We start from the raw sequence: 17,112 nt of genomic DNA, 5'->3' as shown, positions 1-17,112 counted from the left end.
GATAACTGTACAGGCAGATTTTATTCGCAGCCATCCATGGCGCTCACCCTTCGGGCTGCCTAACGGTATTCAAATTAATTCCTTATTAATTTGTGGGAAGGCCGTTTTAAATCACAAGCTTTACTTGATGAAGCGGCATTGGCAGCTTGTATGGCGTATGTTGATTTAAACCCAATTAGAGCCAAAATGGCTAATACACCCGAAACCTCAGACTACACGAGCGCTAAAACACGCTGTGAATATGCCAAAGAAGGCAAGCAACCTAAACAATTGGCACGGTTTGCAGGTAGCCCCCGAAAGCACATGCCCAAAGGTTTACCCTTTGAATTAAAGTCCTATTTAGAACTGGTAGAGCTAACCGGCCGATGTATGCGGGCAGATAAGCGAGGCGCTATAAGCCTAATCAATTCACCAATTCTAGACAGACTCAACATCGCCCCAGAGAACTGGCAAAAACTCACCACGCAATTTACCACCGTATTTCACGGCGCAGTAGGGCGGCCGCAAAAGCTTGATAATTATTGTGCGAGCCTAGAAATAAAACGGCGGGCTAATTACAAGCAGTGTGAAAAATTACTGGCTTAATTTTTAGGTTGCTTGATGTCGAGCGCCTTGGATTTAATAGAGGAGAGCGGAATACTAGAGTCTAATTTGAAAACTCGTATTTTCTGTTGGTTTTGTGTCTTTAAAAAGTAATGTGGTCAAGATGTGGACATTGATATTTGGATACAAAAAAGCCTGTTAAAGATTGTTCTTTAACAGGCTTTATTATAACACTTTAAAGTGGTGGAGCTGGGGGGATTTGAACCCCCGTCCAGAAAGCGTCGACCTTCGGTCCTACATGTTTAGTATCGTCTTTTGGTTAACCTTTAAATCTCGGACGTACACGATAAGTAAAGGCGAGGCCGCTTAGTTTTAGCCCTTCAACCCCGGCCAGGGTTTCCGCAGCGATCTTATGTAGGGTGACACTCCAGAACCAGAACCATAAGCATTTCTTGGAGGAGTGCTAGCGGGCTATTAGGCCGCTAGAGCGTAGTTATCGTCGTTTGCGATTACTTTAAATGCGGCTTTTTACGAGGCCAACCGCCCCTCGACATGCACCTCAGGCTTCATGAATCCTGTCGAATCCTAATCAGCCCCTGAATATGTTTATTCAGTGAAGTGCGGCCATTATAGCGGAAAGTAATGCTAATGCTCAAGCTACTTTTGCCGATAACTTATTTAATATGAACTGGTTGGCGATTTAACAGGCAAGTTATACGCAAATTGCATTTACAATCATTCATAATTTGTAGCAATTCGTAACAGTTACTGCTTAACATTATGGGTCCATTGTGCTCAAATGGTGTCGTTACCTTGCATGATAAGAATAAGAATTCTATGCACATACTTTGGGAAAAAGTTTATGTCGTTGTTTCGTTTTGATGAAGACTTAGGCTATGTCTATTTGTTGTCTCATCCAGTAGAGTCGGGCTTTCCGGCTAGTGCTTCTCAGCTCGTTGAGTTATTAGAGCAATCTGAACATGCAGATTGTGAAATAATTCACGCCAATATTGGTAAGTTATTTTCTTCTACAGAGGTAGGCGATCAAGACTCTTTGGCCGTGGCTAGGGCAATTGATGCATCTATTGCTATTCGAGTTGATGACGCAAATATGATGGCGGAAGCGCGGATCACTGTTGCCAGTGGCGGTAAACTTGTGTCTGTAGAAAAAGCGGCTAAAGCACTGTCAGAGGCAGGAGTAAAAAGAGGCATAAATCAAGATGTATTAGAACAGTTTCTTGGTAAGCAGTTTGAGCAACCTGCGGGCGTAGTTTACGAAGAAATTGTTGCCCATGGTGTGAGAGCCAAAGATGGCACTGATGCACGTTTTGTGCGCCTGTGTATGACAGCACAGGATAGAGTACTCAGTCCACAAACAAAAGATGGCGGCAAGGTCGATATGCGAGACCTTGGTGCCATTATTACCGTAAGTCCTGGTAGCCCGCTAATGAAGCGCGTACCAGCGACATTGGGGGAGACAGGCTTTACCGTTTTTGGTGATGATCTCGACCCGAAGCCCGGCCGTAATTTTGAGTTACAAGTGATGGAAGGCACCAAACTTCACCCAAAGGACCCTAATGTACTGATTGCTGATACCAAAGGTGTACCAGTGGCGGTACCTCGTGGTATGCGCGTTGATGATGTGCTGTGCTATGACTGCGTGGATGTCACGACGGGCCATGTTGAATTTGATGGCAGTGTGATTGTCAGTGGTGATGTGAAAGATGGTATGCGTATTAAGGCATCAGGCGACATTACGGTGATTGGTTTTGTTGAGTCATCTATTTTGCAAAGTGCCAGTGCGATCAGCATTATGCAAGGCGCGATAGGCCGTAAGCGCACTGACGGCGAAGACTTTTCATGCCATATAAAAGCTGCCCGTACGGTATCGGTTGGGTATGCGCAGTATTGTCATATTGAAACTAATCAAGATTTATTAGTGGACCGTCAGGTTTTACACTGTGATTTAATGTCGCGCCGCTTAATTCGTATTGGTAAGGGTGAAAAGCCAAGAGGCAAGCTGATTGGTGGTAATGTGTTGAATGCATTACGCATTGAAACGGGCGAATTAGGTGCACCTTCAGGTACTAAAACACGTATATCTATTGCGCAAAATTGGCATGAACTTAAAGAAAAGCAAGATGAGTTTAAAACGTTCGAAAAACGCTTGTCTGATAAGGTCATAGAAATAACGCGTGCCAAAATAAAAGCCAATAAGTCACCAAAAACAGCTAAGCGTGATGCGTTTTTGAAAAAGCTAGAGCTGAATGAGCAACAGTTGAATGAGCATTACAAGCGTAATCAACGAAATATGTTACTCGTTAAGCAAAAGCTGGCAAGGCTTGTAAATTCGAGCCGTATTAAAGTAAATGAGCTGATGCATCCGGGCATTGAATTAACAATAGCGCTGGATAGTAAGCAGTTTACCCGTATTTATCCGCCGAATATGGTGAAGTTAGATGAAGGGAAAATCACGCAGCATTTTAGTACTTAACTGAGATACACATAGTGATACTTTGAAAGCGCCTAATTGGCGCTTTTTTTGTTTTGGGGAAAGGGACTTGTTGTGGACTCTGAGCTGCGTCATAGAAGCGGTTGGTGGTGACGAAAGTGAGAATGTTGGATAAGGATATGTGCTTGTTGTTTGGTTGGGTGGTTAATTGTGGATGGGCTCTGACCTGCGTCAGAGTGACAGTGTGGGTGGTGACTACAGTGAGGTGACTAAAGTGGGAGTGTTGGAAAAGGATTATGAGGTTGTAATTTAGTCGGATGGGTTATTGTGGATGGGCTCTGACCTGCGTCAGAGTGACGGTGTGGGGTGGTGACGGCAGTGAGGTGACGAAAGGCGGAGAATGCGTAAAACGCATCGTTACGCACTTTGTTTTCCTGAATTTATTTCAGGATCCATGTTGTGGTGAACGCCTAAACCCTAGTTTATAGTGTTGCGTATGCAATTTGCAAAGTATGTGTTGGGAAATATTAGCGTTAGTAAAACTTCATTTGCGAGTTAGTTTTTTAAGTTATTCATAGTCCTCCCATTTATTTCTTATTAAGTTATTTTTTGTGCATATTTGTACTGAATTTAATCGTGGTCATTATTTGGTCATTTTCTTTTTTTAATCTAAATTCGAGGTCAAAGGTTGACACCGGTGTCATTAACATGGCTTAATACAGTGACACCGGTGTCAGGTTGAGGTGAGAGACAACCTGGTAGCGTACCTTTGAACGGGTAAATCAAAAGATGCTCAGTACGGTGTTTAAAGTGGAGTCTTTACGTGTGCTGAGCCTTTTTCCTCTAACTATAGAGATGAGTCGAATTTTATTATGTTGCATCCTCGAATTAAAGAAGTCACCGAACGTGTTATCGAACGCAGTAAAGCAACGCGTCAAGCCTACCTAGCACGTATACAACAAGCAAAAAAACAAACACGTGTACGCTCAGGTCTAGGATGCGGCAACATTGCTCATGTTATGGCAGCATGTTCTAGCTCAGACAAAGATCGTCTGAAAGTAGACGAACAACCTAACCTAGGCATTATCAATTCATATAACGATATGTTATCTGCCCATGTGCCGTACAAAGATTATCCAGATTTAATTAAAAACATTGCACAAAAATACGACTCTACTGCACAAGTTGCAGGGTGCGTTCCTGCAATGTGCGACGGCGTAACACAAGGCCGTGATGGAATGGAATTGTCGTTATTTTCACGTGATGTGATTGCAATGTCGACTGCTGTTGCACTATCTCATGATGTATTTGATGGCGTATTTTGTTTAGGCGTATGTGACAAGATTGTCCCTGGATTATTAATTGGTGCATTGTCATTTGGCCACTTACCTGTGTTCTTTTTACCAGCAGGCCCTATGCAATCGGGTATCCCAAATAAAGAAAAAGCCCGTATTCGTCAAAAATTTGCACAAGGCTTGGTGAGCAGAGAAGAGCTTCTTGAAGCTGAAAGTGCGTCTTATCATAGTGCGGGGACTTGTACATTCTACGGAACAGCCAACTCAAACCAAATGTTGATGGAAATAATGGGCCTACATTTACCCGGTAGTTCGTTCATTAACCCTTACACTGAGTTGCGCGATGGTTTAACTGGCAGTGCTGTTGAGCAAATGCTTGAACAGCTGATTGATGGCAAAAATGCCAATTGTTTGGCTGATATTGTTAATGAAAAAACCGTTATTAATGGCTTAATTGGTTTATTAGCAACGGGTGGTTCTACCAATCATGCTATCCACTTAGTTGCAATGGCAGCAGCAGCCGGTGTACAAATCACCTGGAAAGACATGGCTGATATGTCTGAAGTTGTGCCACTGCTAACCCGTATTTATCCAAATGGTTCTGCGGATGTAAACCACTTCCAAGCAGCGGGCGGTATGGGGTTCTTAATGAGAGAACTACGTGACGGTGGCTACTTACATAACGATGTAAAGACCATTGTGGGCGAAGGGCTTGATGCGTATACCCAAGAGCCAATGCTGGCAGCTGACCCTAGCTTAATCATGACGAACAACACAGGCCCTAGCAAGATCAAGTGGGTGCCATGTCCTGAAAATTCACTTGATGAAGATGTACTTCGCCCAGTGAGTAATCCATTTAGTCCGCAAGGTGGCTTACAGTTATTAACCGGTAACATTGGTAAAGCGGTTATTAAAGTCTCTGCGGTTGATGAAAAACATCAGTCAGTGACAGCACCTGCGAAAGTATTTAGCTCACAGGCAGCGCTGCAACAAGCGTATACCGATGGTGAACTGAATCAAGACTTCATCGCTGTTATTAAAGAGCAAGGTCCGAAGGCAAAGGGTATGCCTGAACTTCATAAATTAACGCCTGTGATGGCGACACTGCAAGACCAAGGCTATAAGGTTGCCATTGTAACGGATGGTCGTATGTCTGGCGCATCAGGTAAAGTACCTGCGGCCATCCACTTAGCGCCTGAGGCAGTCGAAGGTGGCATTATTGCTAAAATTCATGAAGGTGATTTGGTGACATTAAATGCACCAGAGGGCGAATTATTTGTACATGTGTCAGATGAAGAGCTATCGGCGCGAGAGCTATTATTGAGCGAGCCAGAAGCAACATTTGGCACTGGTCGAGAGCTATTCACTGGCTTTAGAAACATTGTTAGCAGTGCAGACCTAGGCGCAAGTGCCTTTGGTCTAGAACAATAATAAACGCATTGGGAATGAGGACTAACATGAGTATTGAACAGATTTTATCATCGGCACCCGTCGTGCCAGTTGTTGTTATCGACATCTTAGAAGATGCCGCACCACTGGCGCAAGCATTATACAACGGTGGTTTGAAAGCACTGGAAGTAACATTGCGTACGCCAGTAGCAGCACAAGCGGTAAAAATTATGAAAGAAACAGTACCAGATGCCTATGTAGGTACTGGCACTGTGGTTGATAAAACAACATTTGACGCTTCAGTTGCGGCCGGTGCTGACTTTATGGTGAGCCCTGGTGTAAACGATGAATTATTGACGCTCGCCAAAGGCACTGATATTCCGTTTTTACCGGGTGCTGCAACACCCAGTGAAGTAATGAAATTAGCGTCGCACGGTTTCAAATACTTGAAGTTTTTTCCTGCAGAAGCTGCAGGCGGTGTTCCTATGCTTAAATCAATTGGCGGGCCATTACCACAGGTGACTTTTTGCCCAACGGGCGGAATTTCTTTAGACAGTGCACCAAAATATTTGGCGTTAAAGAATGTAATTTGTGTTGGTGGTACGTGGATGCTTGATAAGCAACTCATCGCTAACAAAGACTGGCAAGCCATTGAAGCGCTTGCAAAACAAGCAAGTGAAGTTAAATAATCAAGGGGAATCTCAGTTATGATCAACATCGCAATTAATGGCTATGGCCGTATCGGTCGCAATGTTTTACGCGCGCTTTATGAGTCTGGCCAAAACGAACAAATTAAAATTGTTGCAATTAATGACTTAGCACCAGCAAATGTTAATGCGCACCTAACACAGTTTGATTCCGTACACGGGCGTTTTAACCAGCAAGTAACCCTTGCAGACAACACATTAAATATTGGTAATGACGAAATTACCCTGACTCAAGAACGTGATCCAGTAAACTTGCCTTGGAAAGCGCTTAATGTAGATATCGTTTTAGAATGTACGGGTATTTTTACATCACGTGAGACAGCGTCAAAGCATATTGAAGCGGGTGCAAAAAAAGTGATCGTATCAGCACCTGGAACTGATTTAGATGCAACGGTTGTACACGGTGTAAATAGCGACGTGTTATCAGCCTCAAGCACGATTATTTCAAACGCGTCATGTACGACAAACTGTTTAGCACCTGTTGCAAAAGCATTAAACGATGCCATTGGTATCGAGCAAGGCAGTATGACAACAATTCATGCGTTCACAAACGACCAAAACTTATGTGACGTATACCACAAAGATTTATACCGAGCGCGTAGTGCTACTCAGTCAATGATCCCTACAGCGACAGGTGCAGCTAAAGCGGTTGGTTTAGTACTACCTGAGCTTGCTGGTAAACTTGACGGCATGGCTGTTCGTGTACCTACTGTGAACGTATCGTTGGTTGATTTAACGTTTATTGCTAAGCGCGATACGACGACGGCTGAAGTGAACGAGGTAATTAAAGCTGCCGCTGAAGGTGCGATGGCTGGCATTCTTCAGTACAATGAACTACCGCTTGTATCAATTGATTTTAACCATAACCCAGCGTCATCAGTATTTGATGCGTCACAGACTAAAGCTGATGGTAAATTGGTAAAAGTAATGGCTTGGTATGACAACGAATGGGGTTTCTCAAACCGCATGATTGACCAAGTAAAAGCATTAGGCCAGTTCCTGTAAAATCAAAACTAAAATTACTTGTTTAAAAAGCCGCTAATTTAGCGGCTTTTTTATGGGTAAAATTTTGTAAAAAATCAGAAAGTGCAATGAACTTTTAGCGGCATTGTCTTCTATTATTTTACTTTAAAGAGTAACTAGGCGATTACTTTTCGCTTGTTTTTGTTTCATTATCTTTTTGCTCAGGTTCAACTGGTGGCAGAGGCCAACCTCCAAGTGCTTTCCACTTATTGACAATATAGCAAAATAGCTCCGCAGTCCGTTCGGTGTCATATAATGCTGAATGTGCTTGGTTATTGTCAAACTCTATCCCTGCGGTACGACAGGCTTTGGCCAGTACAGTTTGGCCTAAGGCTAGCCCAGCTAACGAGGTGGTATCAAAGCTAACAAACGGGTGAAAAGGGGTACGTTTAATATTATTTCTTTCAATCGCGGCATTTAAAAAGCCATGATCAAAAGCGGCATTGTGTGCCACAATAACAGAACGAGAGCATCCAGCGGCTTTTTGTGCCTTGCGCACCATTTTACAGATCTCTTTGATTGCATCGGCTTCTGGTACCGCGCCGCGCAGAGGTGAAAATGGGTCAATGCCATTAAATTCGATGGCTGATTGCTCAATGTTTGCCCCTTCAAAAGGCGCAACATGAAAATGTAGCGTATGATCTAAACTAAGTTCGCCATGTTCATCCATTTTTAAGACCGATGCTGCAATTTCTAACAAAGCATCGGTATCTTTATTAAAGCCTGCGGTTTCTACGTCGATAACTACAGGAAAGAAGCCACGAAAGCGCTGTGAAAATAAGGTTTGCTCTGTTTCTGCCATAATACTTTTGATTGCTGAATATGAAGCTGACCATTATACAATGGTGCAGCCTGATATGTTAACTATATGGGATGAATGTCGTTATTTTTTAGGCATAATTATTGCTTAGGTACTCAGGTAAAACTATTTTTTAATTTGTCATGGTTGGTGTATGCGTAAGCTAACATTTTTTGGCAAACTTGGAGTTGTGTTGTGAAATTACATGTATTAATACTCAGTGTTGGCTGTTTGCTTGCCATTGCAAGTGATTCAAAAGCCGCCATGCGGCAATATAGTGCCAACGCCGACACCTCTCATTGGACATTAGATAAAACCACACGATTATCGTGTGAGTTAAATCACGAAGTGCCTTATTATGGAGATGCTATTTTTAGCTCTACCGCAAGTAAAAATAAAGACCTCACATTTAATTTAGATATGGTTGTAAGGCCTGAAAGTTATGACTTTGCAGGGTTACAATCTGTGCCGCCAGCATGGCGTGCCGGTAATCCGGTTCGCGACATCAGTAAAATGCAACTTTTGAAAAAGTTTGACGGGGAATTAGATAACAGCATTGCGTGGGAAATACTGACTGAACTTGAGAAAGGCAATTACCCGACGTTTTATTATAAAGATTGGCAAAATAGTTCAGATCAGATCTCTGTTGCGCTGTCTTCGGTAAACTTTAGAGACATGTATTGGGCATTTTTACAGTGCAGAGACAATTTGTTGGCGTATAGTTTTGAAGATATTGCTTTTACAGTAATGAACTACAAAAAAAATTCTAGCATGTTGACTAAGTCTTCAAGAAAGCGCTTAGAAATGATCGGTGAATATTTGAAAAACGATGAAAATATAGAGTCTATTTATATTTCTGCTTATTCAGATAGCTATGGTGGTAGAAATACCAACATGGTGTTGTCACGAAAAAGAGCAGATACCATTAAGCGGTATATGGAAGAAATGGGAGTGCCCAGTGAAAAGGTACGCACAGATGGATTTGGTGAAAAGCGCCATGTTGAGCCAAACGATAATGCACTCGGAAGGAGAAAAAACCGCCGAGTTATTATTCAAATCGCGAGGTCTTAAGTAACAAAAAGCCGCATTTTAAATGCGGCTTTTTGTTTTATACTTTTAATGTACCACTGCAGTATTTATGGTGTTATATACCAATTTTGTTCCGAATAAGATTTCTGACGATAAATCTATTTGGGTGTATCACTTGATGAGTGCGTTCACTCAGTGGCCTAGGTTCATTGAATAGGCTCGCCACTAGGTGTTCGATTGTGAGGGGCGCAGTACACAGCCCTCTTGCTCCAAAACCGGTTAGCACATGTAAACCTTTATGCGGAACACTCGGTTTACCAAACCCATACTGCTTACCATTAGTCAGGTTGCGATAGGCTTCTATGAGGTCTTGTTGCTCTGGCACCTGCCCGAGCATGGGTACATGGTCGTTAAAGCAGCAACGAACGGCTGCTTTTTCACTGCTAATGACACCAAGGCTTTGCGCAAATGCACTGTCTTGGTAAAACTTCATGAGTTGTGCTCGATTGGCATCGTTGTCTTGTGGTTTTATGGCGCGGCTTTTGGTATTTTTGTCAAATGTGGCACCCATACAATGTTCGCCATTGTGGCTGGGTGTAAAATATCCTTTGTGACACAGTACAGTTTGGAGTTTACTTGACTCAGCCCCTTGCTTGATATGAGATACTTGGCCTCTTACACCATGAATATGAATATCAGCCATTTGCGTAAACCGATCACTGTGCTCCCCTGCACAGACAAAAACATCAGTGAAAGGGCCATGTTTTGTCGTTTCAGTATGTAAGTACCAGCCATCCTGCGCTTTTTCTAATTGAGTGATATCGGTATTAAAATGGCTTTGAGTTGGCGCGAGATCTTGTGCGGCATTAAAAATGGCGTTGGTTAACTCGGCGGGTTCAACCCAACCAGCCTGTTCGATATAAAGGCCTGAATAGGGCAGACTGACACCCGCGATATCAGATGCTTGTGAGTGTGTAACAGGCTTAATTAATGACGTTGGCCATTGGGCTTTTTTCACCAGATTGGCGTGTTGCTCTGCTTTAGCGTCATTAAATGCTTGTAGTAATACACCACACCAATCATGGCTAAAATGATGACCTTGCGCGTATATGTCGTCATAAAATCGACGTGCATACAAAAAAGTATGTGCGTAAAGTTCACTAGGTGGTGAGTTATCTGCTTGTAAATTAGGGTAGATAGCACCTTGGCGGTTATGGGACGCCCCTTGCGCTAATTTATTATCTTGGCAAAATAAGGTGGCGTGTTTTCCACGTTTGGCCAATTGAAATAATAAACAACTACTGGCGATACCCCCGCCAATGATTGCGACTTGCTCCAGTGGGCGGTTATCATGGTAATAATATGGGGGGGTCGTCTCATGGGCGTTAGCTTTGTCGAGTGTACCAACCACCATTTCGCGTTTACGGCCAAAGCCTTTGACTTTTTTACACGTAAAACCTGCCTCTTGCAAACCTCTGCGAACAAAGCCTGCGGCAGTGAACGTTGCAACGGTTGCATTGTCTCTAGATAGGTTTGCCATGGCATTAAATAAGCTTTGTTGCCACATATCCGGATTTTTACTCGGGGCAAAACCATCTAAAAACCACGCATCAACAATCCCGCGCGATTGGTAGCTTAGCTGTGGCAGCGAATCATGCACGTCACCAAACCACAGGTCGAGCACAATACGACCTTGTTCAAATTCTATACGGTGGCAACCAGCAAGTGCCATAGGGTAATTATCGCACAAAGCTTTTGCCTGAAGTGTAAGTGATGGCCAGGCTGCTAAGGCTTTCGCTAATTCTTCATGTTTAATAGGAAATTTTTCAAATGAAATGAAATGAAGCTTTTTTACAGAGCTATTTGCTGGGCGATTATTAAACTGTTGCCATGCATTTAAAAAGTTTAACCCTGTGCCAAATCCTGTTTCAGCAATTATGAAGTGGGATTGGTCATGTTTTTGCAATCGCTCTGCTATATTATTTTGAGTAAAAAAGACATAATGAGACTCAGCGAGTCCATCATCGTTTGAAAAGTAGACGTCGTCAAAGTTATCGGCGACGGGTGTGCCCATCTCGTTGAAATGGATTTGTGCATTTTTTATCATAGTAATAGCGTGAACAGCAAAATATAGGCACTATTTTACGCGTTTTAGCCGTAATAGTCCGTTGTAATTTACGTAAAAAAGTTTCAGAGTACGTGTGTAAGCTGGAAAGCTGACCACTTGGTTAGGCATTTCAGCGTAGAATAGCCACAATTTAGTAAATGACTAAGGGAATTTACCCATGAGAAGAGCCGTAATTACGGGGATCGGTGTAGTTTCAAGCATCGGCAATAACAAGCAAGAAGTATTAGAGTCTTTACAAGCAGGCAAAAGCGGTATCGTTTTTAATCCTGAATTTGAAGAATATAAATTGCGCAGTAATGTTTCTGGTAATATCGACATCAACGTAAAAGACTTTGTTGACCGTAAAGCACACCGCTTCATGGGAGATGCTGCGGCATTTTCATATATCTCAATGGCACAAGCAATTGAAGATTCTGGTTTAGCTGACGATCAAGTATCTAATGAGCGTACTGGCCTGATCGTAGGTTCTGGTGGTGGTTCTTCAAAGTACCAAGTAGAAGCCGCTGATATTTTACGTGAGAAAGGCGTAAAGCGTGTAGGACCCTATATGGTGCCTCGTACTATGGCAAGCACAACGTCGGCGTGTTTAGCCACACCATTTAAAATTAAAGGTGTGAATTACTCTATTAGCTCTGCGTGTGCAACGTCTGCACATTGCATTGGTAATGCAGTAGAGCAAATTCAACTTGGTAAGCAAGATGTCATTTTTGCTGGTGGTGGTGAAGAGCTACACTGGACACTGGCGATGGAATTTGACGCAATGGGCGCATTATCGACTAAATACAACGATAACCCTGCAGCAGCTTCACGAACATACGATGCAAATCGTGATGGATTTGTTATTTCTGGCGGTGGCGGTATTGTGGTTGTTGAAGAACTTGAACATGCCCTTGCTCGTGGCGCACATATTTATGCGGAAATTGTAGGTTATGGCGCAACGTCTGATGGCTATGACATGGTAGCCCCTTCAGGTGAAGGTGCTGTGCGTTGTATGAAACAAGCAATGCAAGATATTGACGGCCCAATCGATTATTTAAATACACACGGTACATCTACCCCTGTAGGTGATGTGAAAGAATTAGGTGCAATTCAAGAGTTGTTTGGTGATAATTCACCAGCGATCAGTGCAACAAAAGCAATGACAGGCCATGCTCTGGGCGCGGCTGGTGTGCATGAGGCTATCTTCTCACTCTTAATGCTGGAAAATAACTTCGTAGCGCCTTCAATTAATATCGATGAGCTTGACGAGCAAGCACAAGGCTTAGACATTGTGACAGAGCGTCGTGATGTTGAGCTTAATACTGTGATGTCGAACAGTTTTGGCTTTGGTGGAACTAATGCCACATTAGTGATGCAAAAATACAAAGGCTAAGTTTTAAAGCCTGAAAAAAAACCTCGCAATGCGAGGTTTTTTTATGTGTTGTTACTAGCGGGCTGAGTGCTTCATCAAACGCTCTTTTTCACGTGACCAGTCTTTATCTTTACTGTCAGAACGTTTGTCATGCATTTTCTTACCCTTCGCAAGGTGAAACTCTAGTTTGACCCAGCACTTTTTCCAATACATTGCAGTCGCGATCAGCGAGAAGCCGTCTCGTTCAGTTGCACCAACTAAACGATCAATTTCACGTTTATTGAGTAGCAACTTACGATAGCGCATTGGATCACAAATAACATGGGTAGAAGCACTGTTTAGCGGCTGAATTTGGCTGCTAAGTAGGAATGCTTCACCATCCTTAAGGTGAATATAGGTGTCTGAAATGTTTACTTTACCTGCTCGGATGCTTTTTACTTCCCACCCTTGCAGTTCAATGCCCGCTTCAAACTTATCGGTTAAAAAATACTCATGTCGCGCTTTTTTGTTCAGTGCGATGGTATTGGTAGTTGATTTTGATGATTTTTTCTTTGCCATAATGGCCTAGTTTACCTAGAAAAGTGGACAGACAATAGTGCTTTTTTAAATTTGTGCGTTATTTTCGCGCAGTAGCTTACAGCATACAAGATAATTCTTTAAAAGCTTGCTAAAATCGCGACAAATAGATTGGAGTAACTATGCCACAAATAGAAAAAAGTGCGTTGGTGATGTATAGCACTCAAGAAATGTTTACGCTGGTTAACGATGTAGGTGCATACCCTGAGTTTTTACCAAATTGTTCAGATTCAAAAGTGATTGAATCAACCCAAAATGATATGGTCGCAAGTTTAGAAATTTCTAAAGCGGGGTTAAAGAAGTGGTTTACCACGCGTAATAGCTTTGAAGGCAGTCAAGTAAAGATGCAATTAGTCGACGGGCCATTTAAGTCTTTATATGGTTATTGGGAGTTTACGGAGTTAGACGACCAAGCGTGTAAAGTAACGCTAAAATTAGACTTTGAATTTGCGAATAAATTGGTTGAGCTGGCATTTGGCAAGATTTTTAATGAGGTTGCCAAAAATATGGTGGCCGCATTTACACAGCGAGCTAAAACGGTGTATGGAGCAAGGTCATGATTAAAGTTGATGTGGTCTATGCGGTGCCACATAAAGCGGTGGTGATGTCTGTGGATGTTGCTGAAGGTACATCGGCTGAACAGGTAGTGCTTCAGTCAGGTATTTTAGATAAGTGTGCTGATATTGATCCCACTGATTTGACCTTGGGCATTTGGAATCGAACGGTAAAGGGCAAACAAGCTGTAAAAGAAGGTGATAGGATTGAAATTTATAGGCCATTAATTGCTGATCCGAAAGATGCGCGCAGACGACGGGCTGAGAAAGCAAAAGATGAGGGCAGGGCCAATAAAATTACTGGTGGTAGAGCGTAAAATCAGATGAGCAGAGTGTTTTTCATTCTACAGCTAAAATAAAAGGGCCCTTAGGCCCTTTTATTTTCTATATCACATTACTGATCAAGCGGTATATTGAACTCTTTTGGTTCGTCATAGTCGCCTGTGATACGGCTCAATTTGTCGTTTTCAAAAAATACAGTCAGCGATTTGCGTTGTTCAGACTCTCGGTCAATATTAAACACATACGCATAGTGCCAAGTATTGTTATTAAAGGCATCTTTTGCAATTGGACTGCCTAAAACGAATAGCACTTGCTCGCGAGTCATATCAACGCGTAGTTTTTCTACATCTGACTGCTCTAAAAAGTTACCTTGCGGTACGTTGATTCGATAGACCCAGCTTGAACAACCAGACAGCATGACTGTAGTTATAATCGCAATGAACCACGTAAAAAGGGATTTATTAGACAGCATGTATTTGTGTATCCTTATTTTCAATTATTCTGCATGATACCGATAAAGCGCAGAAGGTAAAGCTTCTTGTCGAACTTCGACCTTAGTGTATTAAAAAAGTTTCTAAATAGAGAGTAAAAAGTAATTGCAATGAAAGAGAAGAGTGTGGACCCGGTGTGGCATATCTATATTATTGAAACGCGATTGGGCCATTGGTACACCGGCGTGACCAATGACGTTATGGCGCGATTTGCCGCACACCAACAGGGGAAAGGCGCAAAAAACTTAAAAGGCAAAGGGCCGCTAACCCTTATTTTTAATTACCCTGTCGGCAGTAAAAGTGATGCTTGTAAACTAGAGTGGCAAGTTAAAAAGTTAACCAAACCGCAAAAGCGTCAATTTGTGGCTTCCAGCGGGGTATCCAGTAACTCAACCATAAAGTTATTAATGAATTTAACTACCAACTGAAACCGAGAAAAATCGAGAGATTCTAACGTATCGCGTTTGGTGTGATGATTTTTATCTTCGCCAATACCAAAATATAAATAAGGAATGTTTTCTTTCGCAAACGCATAATGATCGCTGGCTTTATGCCAATCTATACGGGGGTTATCCATTAATCGCTGCATTTTATAACGTGAGTTGACGATTTTTACTCGCAGGGATTCAGTGGGTTGTTGTTTGAGTAATGCGACCGCCGATTTGGTTTTTTTAGAGTGCAGTACATATAACCGTTTACGTTTATTCGGTACCAGCATATCGAGATTGATGTTTAAAATCGTTCGTTTATTTACGTCAAGTTCATTCACAAAGTGTTTTGCGCCGTACAGGCCATTTTCTTCGGCATCAGTTGCAACAAATGTGACACGATGGCGCCTATTGATCAGTTTTAGACTCTGGGCTAAAAACAAGAGGGTCGATGTACCGGATGCATTGTCATTAGCGCCTGCATAATAAGAGGAGGGTTGCCCACCTAAATGATCAAAATGTGCCGTAATTACGATATTGGCATCGCACTGAGTTGCGCTGCAAGGTAATGTTGCTATGACATTGTGCCCCTTGGCTGTGCTAAAAAAACCCGTTTTAAATTCGAATGACTGATAAAACGGCTGATACCCTAGTGCTGTGAATCGTGCATAGAGGTATCGTGCACTGATATTGGGCTCATCATTCAATCCCGCCTTTCTTCCAGCGTGTTCGCTGCTGGTCAGTATCTTCATATCATTATGAAGTTGTGTTGCGGATAACGCAAAGCTAGTGAGTAAAAAAATAAGGCAACTAGTTTTTAGCCACAGCTTGTATCCATTGCAGCTTACTTTGATAGCGTTTACGGTCATGTTTGTATTCAGATAATTTATACGCTTGTAACAGATATTTTTCAGCTTGCTCAAGGTTACCTCGATAATAATGTACTTTGGCAAGCCCAAAGTAACTTTTATGAAGTTTGCTATCAAGTTTTCTTGCTTTGTTGAAGTGACGAAGCGCCAACGTGAAATAATTGTTTTCCAGGGCCTCGTTGCCAAGCACAATTTGGTAGTATGGGTTATTTTTACGCTGCTGATTTAGTGTGTTTTCAAGTGCTATGGCCAAAGAATCTCGGTTTGTCATCCTATAAAGTAACGCCATATTGCCCAATACAGTTTTATTATCTGCATTTAGTGCAAGAGCTTGTTGATATGTGTCTTCTGCTCGTTGGTATTGATTAGCTACACGATAAAGTACACCTAAGTTCCCCCAAGCGCCTGAGTATAATTCATCGGCACTAATTGCTGCTTTAAAGTAGCTGAAGGCTAGATCATATTCTGCGTTGATCATGTGCATTGCCCCTCGATTACTATAAAACATGGCCAATATTCTTTGCTTTGTTATGTCGGAGGTGGTGAATTTTTGCTGGCGGCTATTTGGGTCAAAATCGATAGTCAAAGATTGTGGGCGGGTATATAGGGCAATGCCGTTACTTTTATTTTTGTTTGTTGTGTAGTTTGATTCGCTGATGACTAAATTTACGTGCCCCGTCAATAAATTATAGCCTTGAGTTTGGTCCCAATATTCAGGGATATGAACTCGTTGAAATTGAGATTTAAAACCAAGATGCTCAGCCAAGCTAAACGACAAAATAGACAACGATAGGCAATTGGCGTTGAGGTCAAAGTATGCTTGGGATGCCGTTAAATTTGCCCCTGATTGATATGACAAGGAGGCATCTCCGTTATCAACGAGAAAACGCAGTAGCTTTTTTGTATGTGAAAGGGATGGCGTAGTACCTCGAAAGTAATTATCTAGCTGGTTCTTAATACGGTCATCAAGTTGAAAAATATCTTGAGGGGTTGGCACGGGCTGTAATGTAAAAGTATCACTATTTAACAGTGCTTTATTGACTGAAGATGACCTAGGTAGGGTGTTACAAGCACTTAGTGCTACGCAACTGACTACTGTAATGACTAGTTTGATTTTATTTAGCGTAGACATCATAAAATCCCGAGATACAACTGCTTTTTAATAAAGCATAGCCCAGAATTTGATTAAATTATAA

General features: G+C 42.3%; 15 protein-coding genes, 1 other RNA gene and 1 pseudogene. 10 read left to right on the top strand and 7 right to left on the bottom strand.

The genetic code is table 11. From position 1 onward, the window contains the following. Positions 1-93: 93 nt before the first annotated feature. A pseudogene (locus CWC18_RS09745) lies at positions 94-585 on the top strand (transposase); the annotation flags it as partial. A 199-nt stretch (positions 586-784) separates the two neighbouring features. Here CWC18_RS09745 and ssrA read toward each other — a convergent pair. Next, positions 785-1,140: a transfer-messenger RNA gene (ssrA, locus tag CWC18_RS09740) on the bottom strand. A 265-nt stretch (positions 1,141-1,405) separates the two neighbouring features. Between ssrA and CWC18_RS09735 the strand changes: the two genes are divergently transcribed. The 4 genes from CWC18_RS09735 to gap all read left to right on the top strand — a co-directional run bounded on the left by CWC18_RS09735 (position 1,406) and on the right by gap (position 7,391). Next, positions 1,406-3,037, top strand: a complete 1,632-nt coding sequence (locus tag CWC18_RS09735) for a DUF342 domain-containing protein (RefSeq protein ID WP_138592647.1) — start codon at positions 1,406-1,408, stop codon at positions 3,035-3,037. A gap of 830 nt (positions 3,038-3,867) precedes the next feature. Further along, positions 3,868-5,721 (top strand): phosphogluconate dehydratase, encoded by a 1,854-nt coding sequence (edd, locus tag CWC18_RS09730; protein WP_138592646.1) that lies wholly within the window; start codon positions 3,868-3,870, stop codon positions 5,719-5,721. Positions 5,722-5,747: 26 nt separating this feature from the next. Beyond that, entirely contained in the window at positions 5,748-6,368 is a 621-nt protein-coding gene (gene eda / locus CWC18_RS09725; protein ID WP_138592645.1) for a bifunctional 4-hydroxy-2-oxoglutarate aldolase/2-dehydro-3-deoxy-phosphogluconate aldolase, read from the top strand. Between the two features lie 18 nt (positions 6,369-6,386). Further along, positions 6,387-7,391, top strand: coding sequence for a type I glyceraldehyde-3-phosphate dehydrogenase (gene gap / locus CWC18_RS09720; RefSeq protein ID WP_138592644.1), 1,005 nt, complete (start codon positions 6,387-6,389; stop codon positions 7,389-7,391). Between the two features lie 142 nt (positions 7,392-7,533). On the opposite strand, the gene rnt is transcribed toward gap, so the two are convergent. Then, positions 7,534-8,211 (bottom strand): ribonuclease T, encoded by a 678-nt coding sequence (gene rnt, locus CWC18_RS09715; RefSeq protein ID WP_138592643.1) that lies wholly within the window; start codon positions 8,209-8,211, stop codon positions 7,534-7,536. Positions 8,212-8,403: 192 nt separating this feature from the next. Here rnt and CWC18_RS09710 point away from each other — a divergent pair, with 192 nt between their 5' ends. Continuing rightward, positions 8,404-9,279: a flagellar protein MotY gene (locus CWC18_RS09710; protein WP_138592642.1), complete on the top strand. Its 876-nt coding sequence runs from the start codon at positions 8,404-8,406 to the stop codon at positions 9,277-9,279. Positions 9,280-9,352: 73 nt separating this feature from the next. On the opposite strand, the gene mnmC is transcribed toward CWC18_RS09710, so the two are convergent. Next, on the bottom strand, positions 9,353-11,344 hold the full coding sequence (mnmC, locus tag CWC18_RS09705) for a bifunctional tRNA (5-methylaminomethyl-2-thiouridine)(34)-methyltransferase MnmD/FAD-dependent 5-carboxymethylaminomethyl-2-thiouridine(34) oxidoreductase MnmC (RefSeq protein WP_138592641.1): 1,992 nt from the start codon (positions 11,342-11,344) through the stop codon (positions 9,353-9,355). Between the two features lie 178 nt (positions 11,345-11,522). On the opposite strand from mnmC, the gene fabB reads away from it, so the two are divergent. Then, positions 11,523-12,737: a beta-ketoacyl-ACP synthase I gene (gene fabB / locus CWC18_RS09700; protein ID WP_138592640.1), complete on the top strand. Its 1,215-nt coding sequence runs from the start codon at positions 11,523-11,525 to the stop codon at positions 12,735-12,737. 54 nt (positions 12,738-12,791) lie between these two features. Here the strand turns inward: fabB and smpB are convergent, their stop codons facing one another. Continuing rightward, the gene (gene smpB, locus CWC18_RS09695; protein ID WP_010367188.1) at positions 12,792-13,274 is read right to left on the bottom strand and encodes an SsrA-binding protein SmpB; all 483 of its coding nucleotides are present in this window, start codon (positions 13,272-13,274) and stop codon (positions 12,792-12,794) included. Positions 13,275-13,414: 140 nt separating this feature from the next. On the opposite strand from smpB, the gene CWC18_RS09690 reads away from it, so the two are divergent. Beyond that, complete coding sequence (locus tag CWC18_RS09690; RefSeq protein WP_138592639.1) at positions 13,415-13,852, top strand: SRPBCC family protein; 438 nt, start codon at positions 13,415-13,417, stop codon at positions 13,850-13,852. Then, the gene (locus CWC18_RS09685; RefSeq protein ID WP_138592638.1) at positions 13,849-14,163 is read left to right on the top strand and encodes an RnfH family protein; all 315 of its coding nucleotides are present in this window, start codon (positions 13,849-13,851) and stop codon (positions 14,161-14,163) included. The genes CWC18_RS09690 and CWC18_RS09685 overlap by 4 nt, the downstream gene beginning before the upstream one ends. A gap of 77 nt (positions 14,164-14,240) precedes the next feature. Here CWC18_RS09685 and CWC18_RS09680 read toward each other — a convergent pair whose 3' ends face one another. Then, positions 14,241-14,600, bottom strand: a complete 360-nt coding sequence (locus CWC18_RS09680; RefSeq protein WP_138592637.1) for an outer membrane protein assembly factor BamE — start codon at positions 14,598-14,600, stop codon at positions 14,241-14,243. A gap of 129 nt (positions 14,601-14,729) precedes the next feature. Here CWC18_RS09680 and CWC18_RS09675 point away from each other — a divergent pair, with 129 nt between their 5' ends. Beyond that, complete coding sequence (locus CWC18_RS09675) at positions 14,730-15,047, top strand: GIY-YIG nuclease family protein (protein ID WP_138592636.1); 318 nt, start codon at positions 14,730-14,732, stop codon at positions 15,045-15,047. Here CWC18_RS09675 and CWC18_RS09670 read toward each other — a convergent pair. Beyond that, positions 14,975-15,799 (bottom strand): M28 family peptidase, encoded by an 825-nt coding sequence (locus CWC18_RS09670; protein ID WP_138675165.1) that lies wholly within the window; start codon positions 15,797-15,799, stop codon positions 14,975-14,977. The genes CWC18_RS09675 and CWC18_RS09670 overlap by 73 nt on opposite strands. Positions 15,800-15,857: 58 nt before the next feature. After that, a complete protein-coding gene (locus CWC18_RS09665; protein WP_249930095.1) occupies positions 15,858-17,051 on the bottom strand; it encodes a tetratricopeptide repeat protein in 1,194 nt (397 codons plus the stop codon). Between the last annotated feature and the right edge of the window lie 61 nt (positions 17,052-17,112).

The sequence above is a fragment of the Pseudoalteromonas aurantia genome, assembly GCF_005886875.1.
Lineage (GTDB): Bacteria > Pseudomonadota > Gammaproteobacteria > Enterobacterales > Alteromonadaceae > Pseudoalteromonas > Pseudoalteromonas aurantia_A.
This window is presented reverse-complemented; position numbering and strand designations above follow the sequence as displayed.

Bases quoted from the DNA above. Each gene is read 5' to 3' on its own strand.
- rnt (WP_138592643.1), bottom strand. From the start codon at position 8,211: ATGGCAGAAACAGAGCAAACCTTATTTTCACAGCGCTTTCGTGGCTTC.
- CWC18_RS09685 (WP_138592638.1), top strand. From the start codon at position 13,849: ATGATTAAAGTTGATGTGGTCTATGCGGTGCCACATAAAGCGGTGGTG.
- gap (WP_138592644.1), top strand. From the start codon at position 6,387: ATGATCAACATCGCAATTAATGGCTATGGCCGTATCGGTCGCAATGTT.
- mnmC (WP_138592641.1), bottom strand. From the start codon at position 11,344: ATGATAAAAAATGCACAAATCCATTTCAACGAGATGGGCACACCCGTC.
- CWC18_RS09680 (WP_138592637.1), bottom strand. From the start codon at position 14,600: ATGCTGTCTAATAAATCCCTTTTTACGTGGTTCATTGCGATTATAACT.
- edd (WP_138592646.1), top strand. From the start codon at position 3,868: ATGTTGCATCCTCGAATTAAAGAAGTCACCGAACGTGTTATCGAACGC.
- CWC18_RS09675 (WP_138592636.1), top strand. From the start codon at position 14,730: ATGAAAGAGAAGAGTGTGGACCCGGTGTGGCATATCTATATTATTGAA.
- CWC18_RS09690 (WP_138592639.1), top strand. From the start codon at position 13,415: ATGCCACAAATAGAAAAAAGTGCGTTGGTGATGTATAGCACTCAAGAA.
- CWC18_RS09670 (WP_138675165.1), bottom strand. From the start codon at position 15,799: ATGAAGATACTGACCAGCAGCGAACACGCTGGAAGAAAGGCGGGATTG.
- fabB (WP_138592640.1), top strand. From the start codon at position 11,523: ATGAGAAGAGCCGTAATTACGGGGATCGGTGTAGTTTCAAGCATCGGC.
- eda (WP_138592645.1), top strand. From the start codon at position 5,748: ATGAGTATTGAACAGATTTTATCATCGGCACCCGTCGTGCCAGTTGTT.
- CWC18_RS09735 (WP_138592647.1), top strand. From the start codon at position 1,406: ATGTCGTTGTTTCGTTTTGATGAAGACTTAGGCTATGTCTATTTGTTG.
- CWC18_RS09665 (WP_249930095.1), bottom strand. From the start codon at position 17,051: ATGATGTCTACGCTAAATAAAATCAAACTAGTCATTACAGTAGTCAGT.
- smpB (WP_010367188.1), bottom strand. From the start codon at position 13,274: ATGGCAAAGAAAAAATCATCAAAATCAACTACCAATACCATCGCACTG.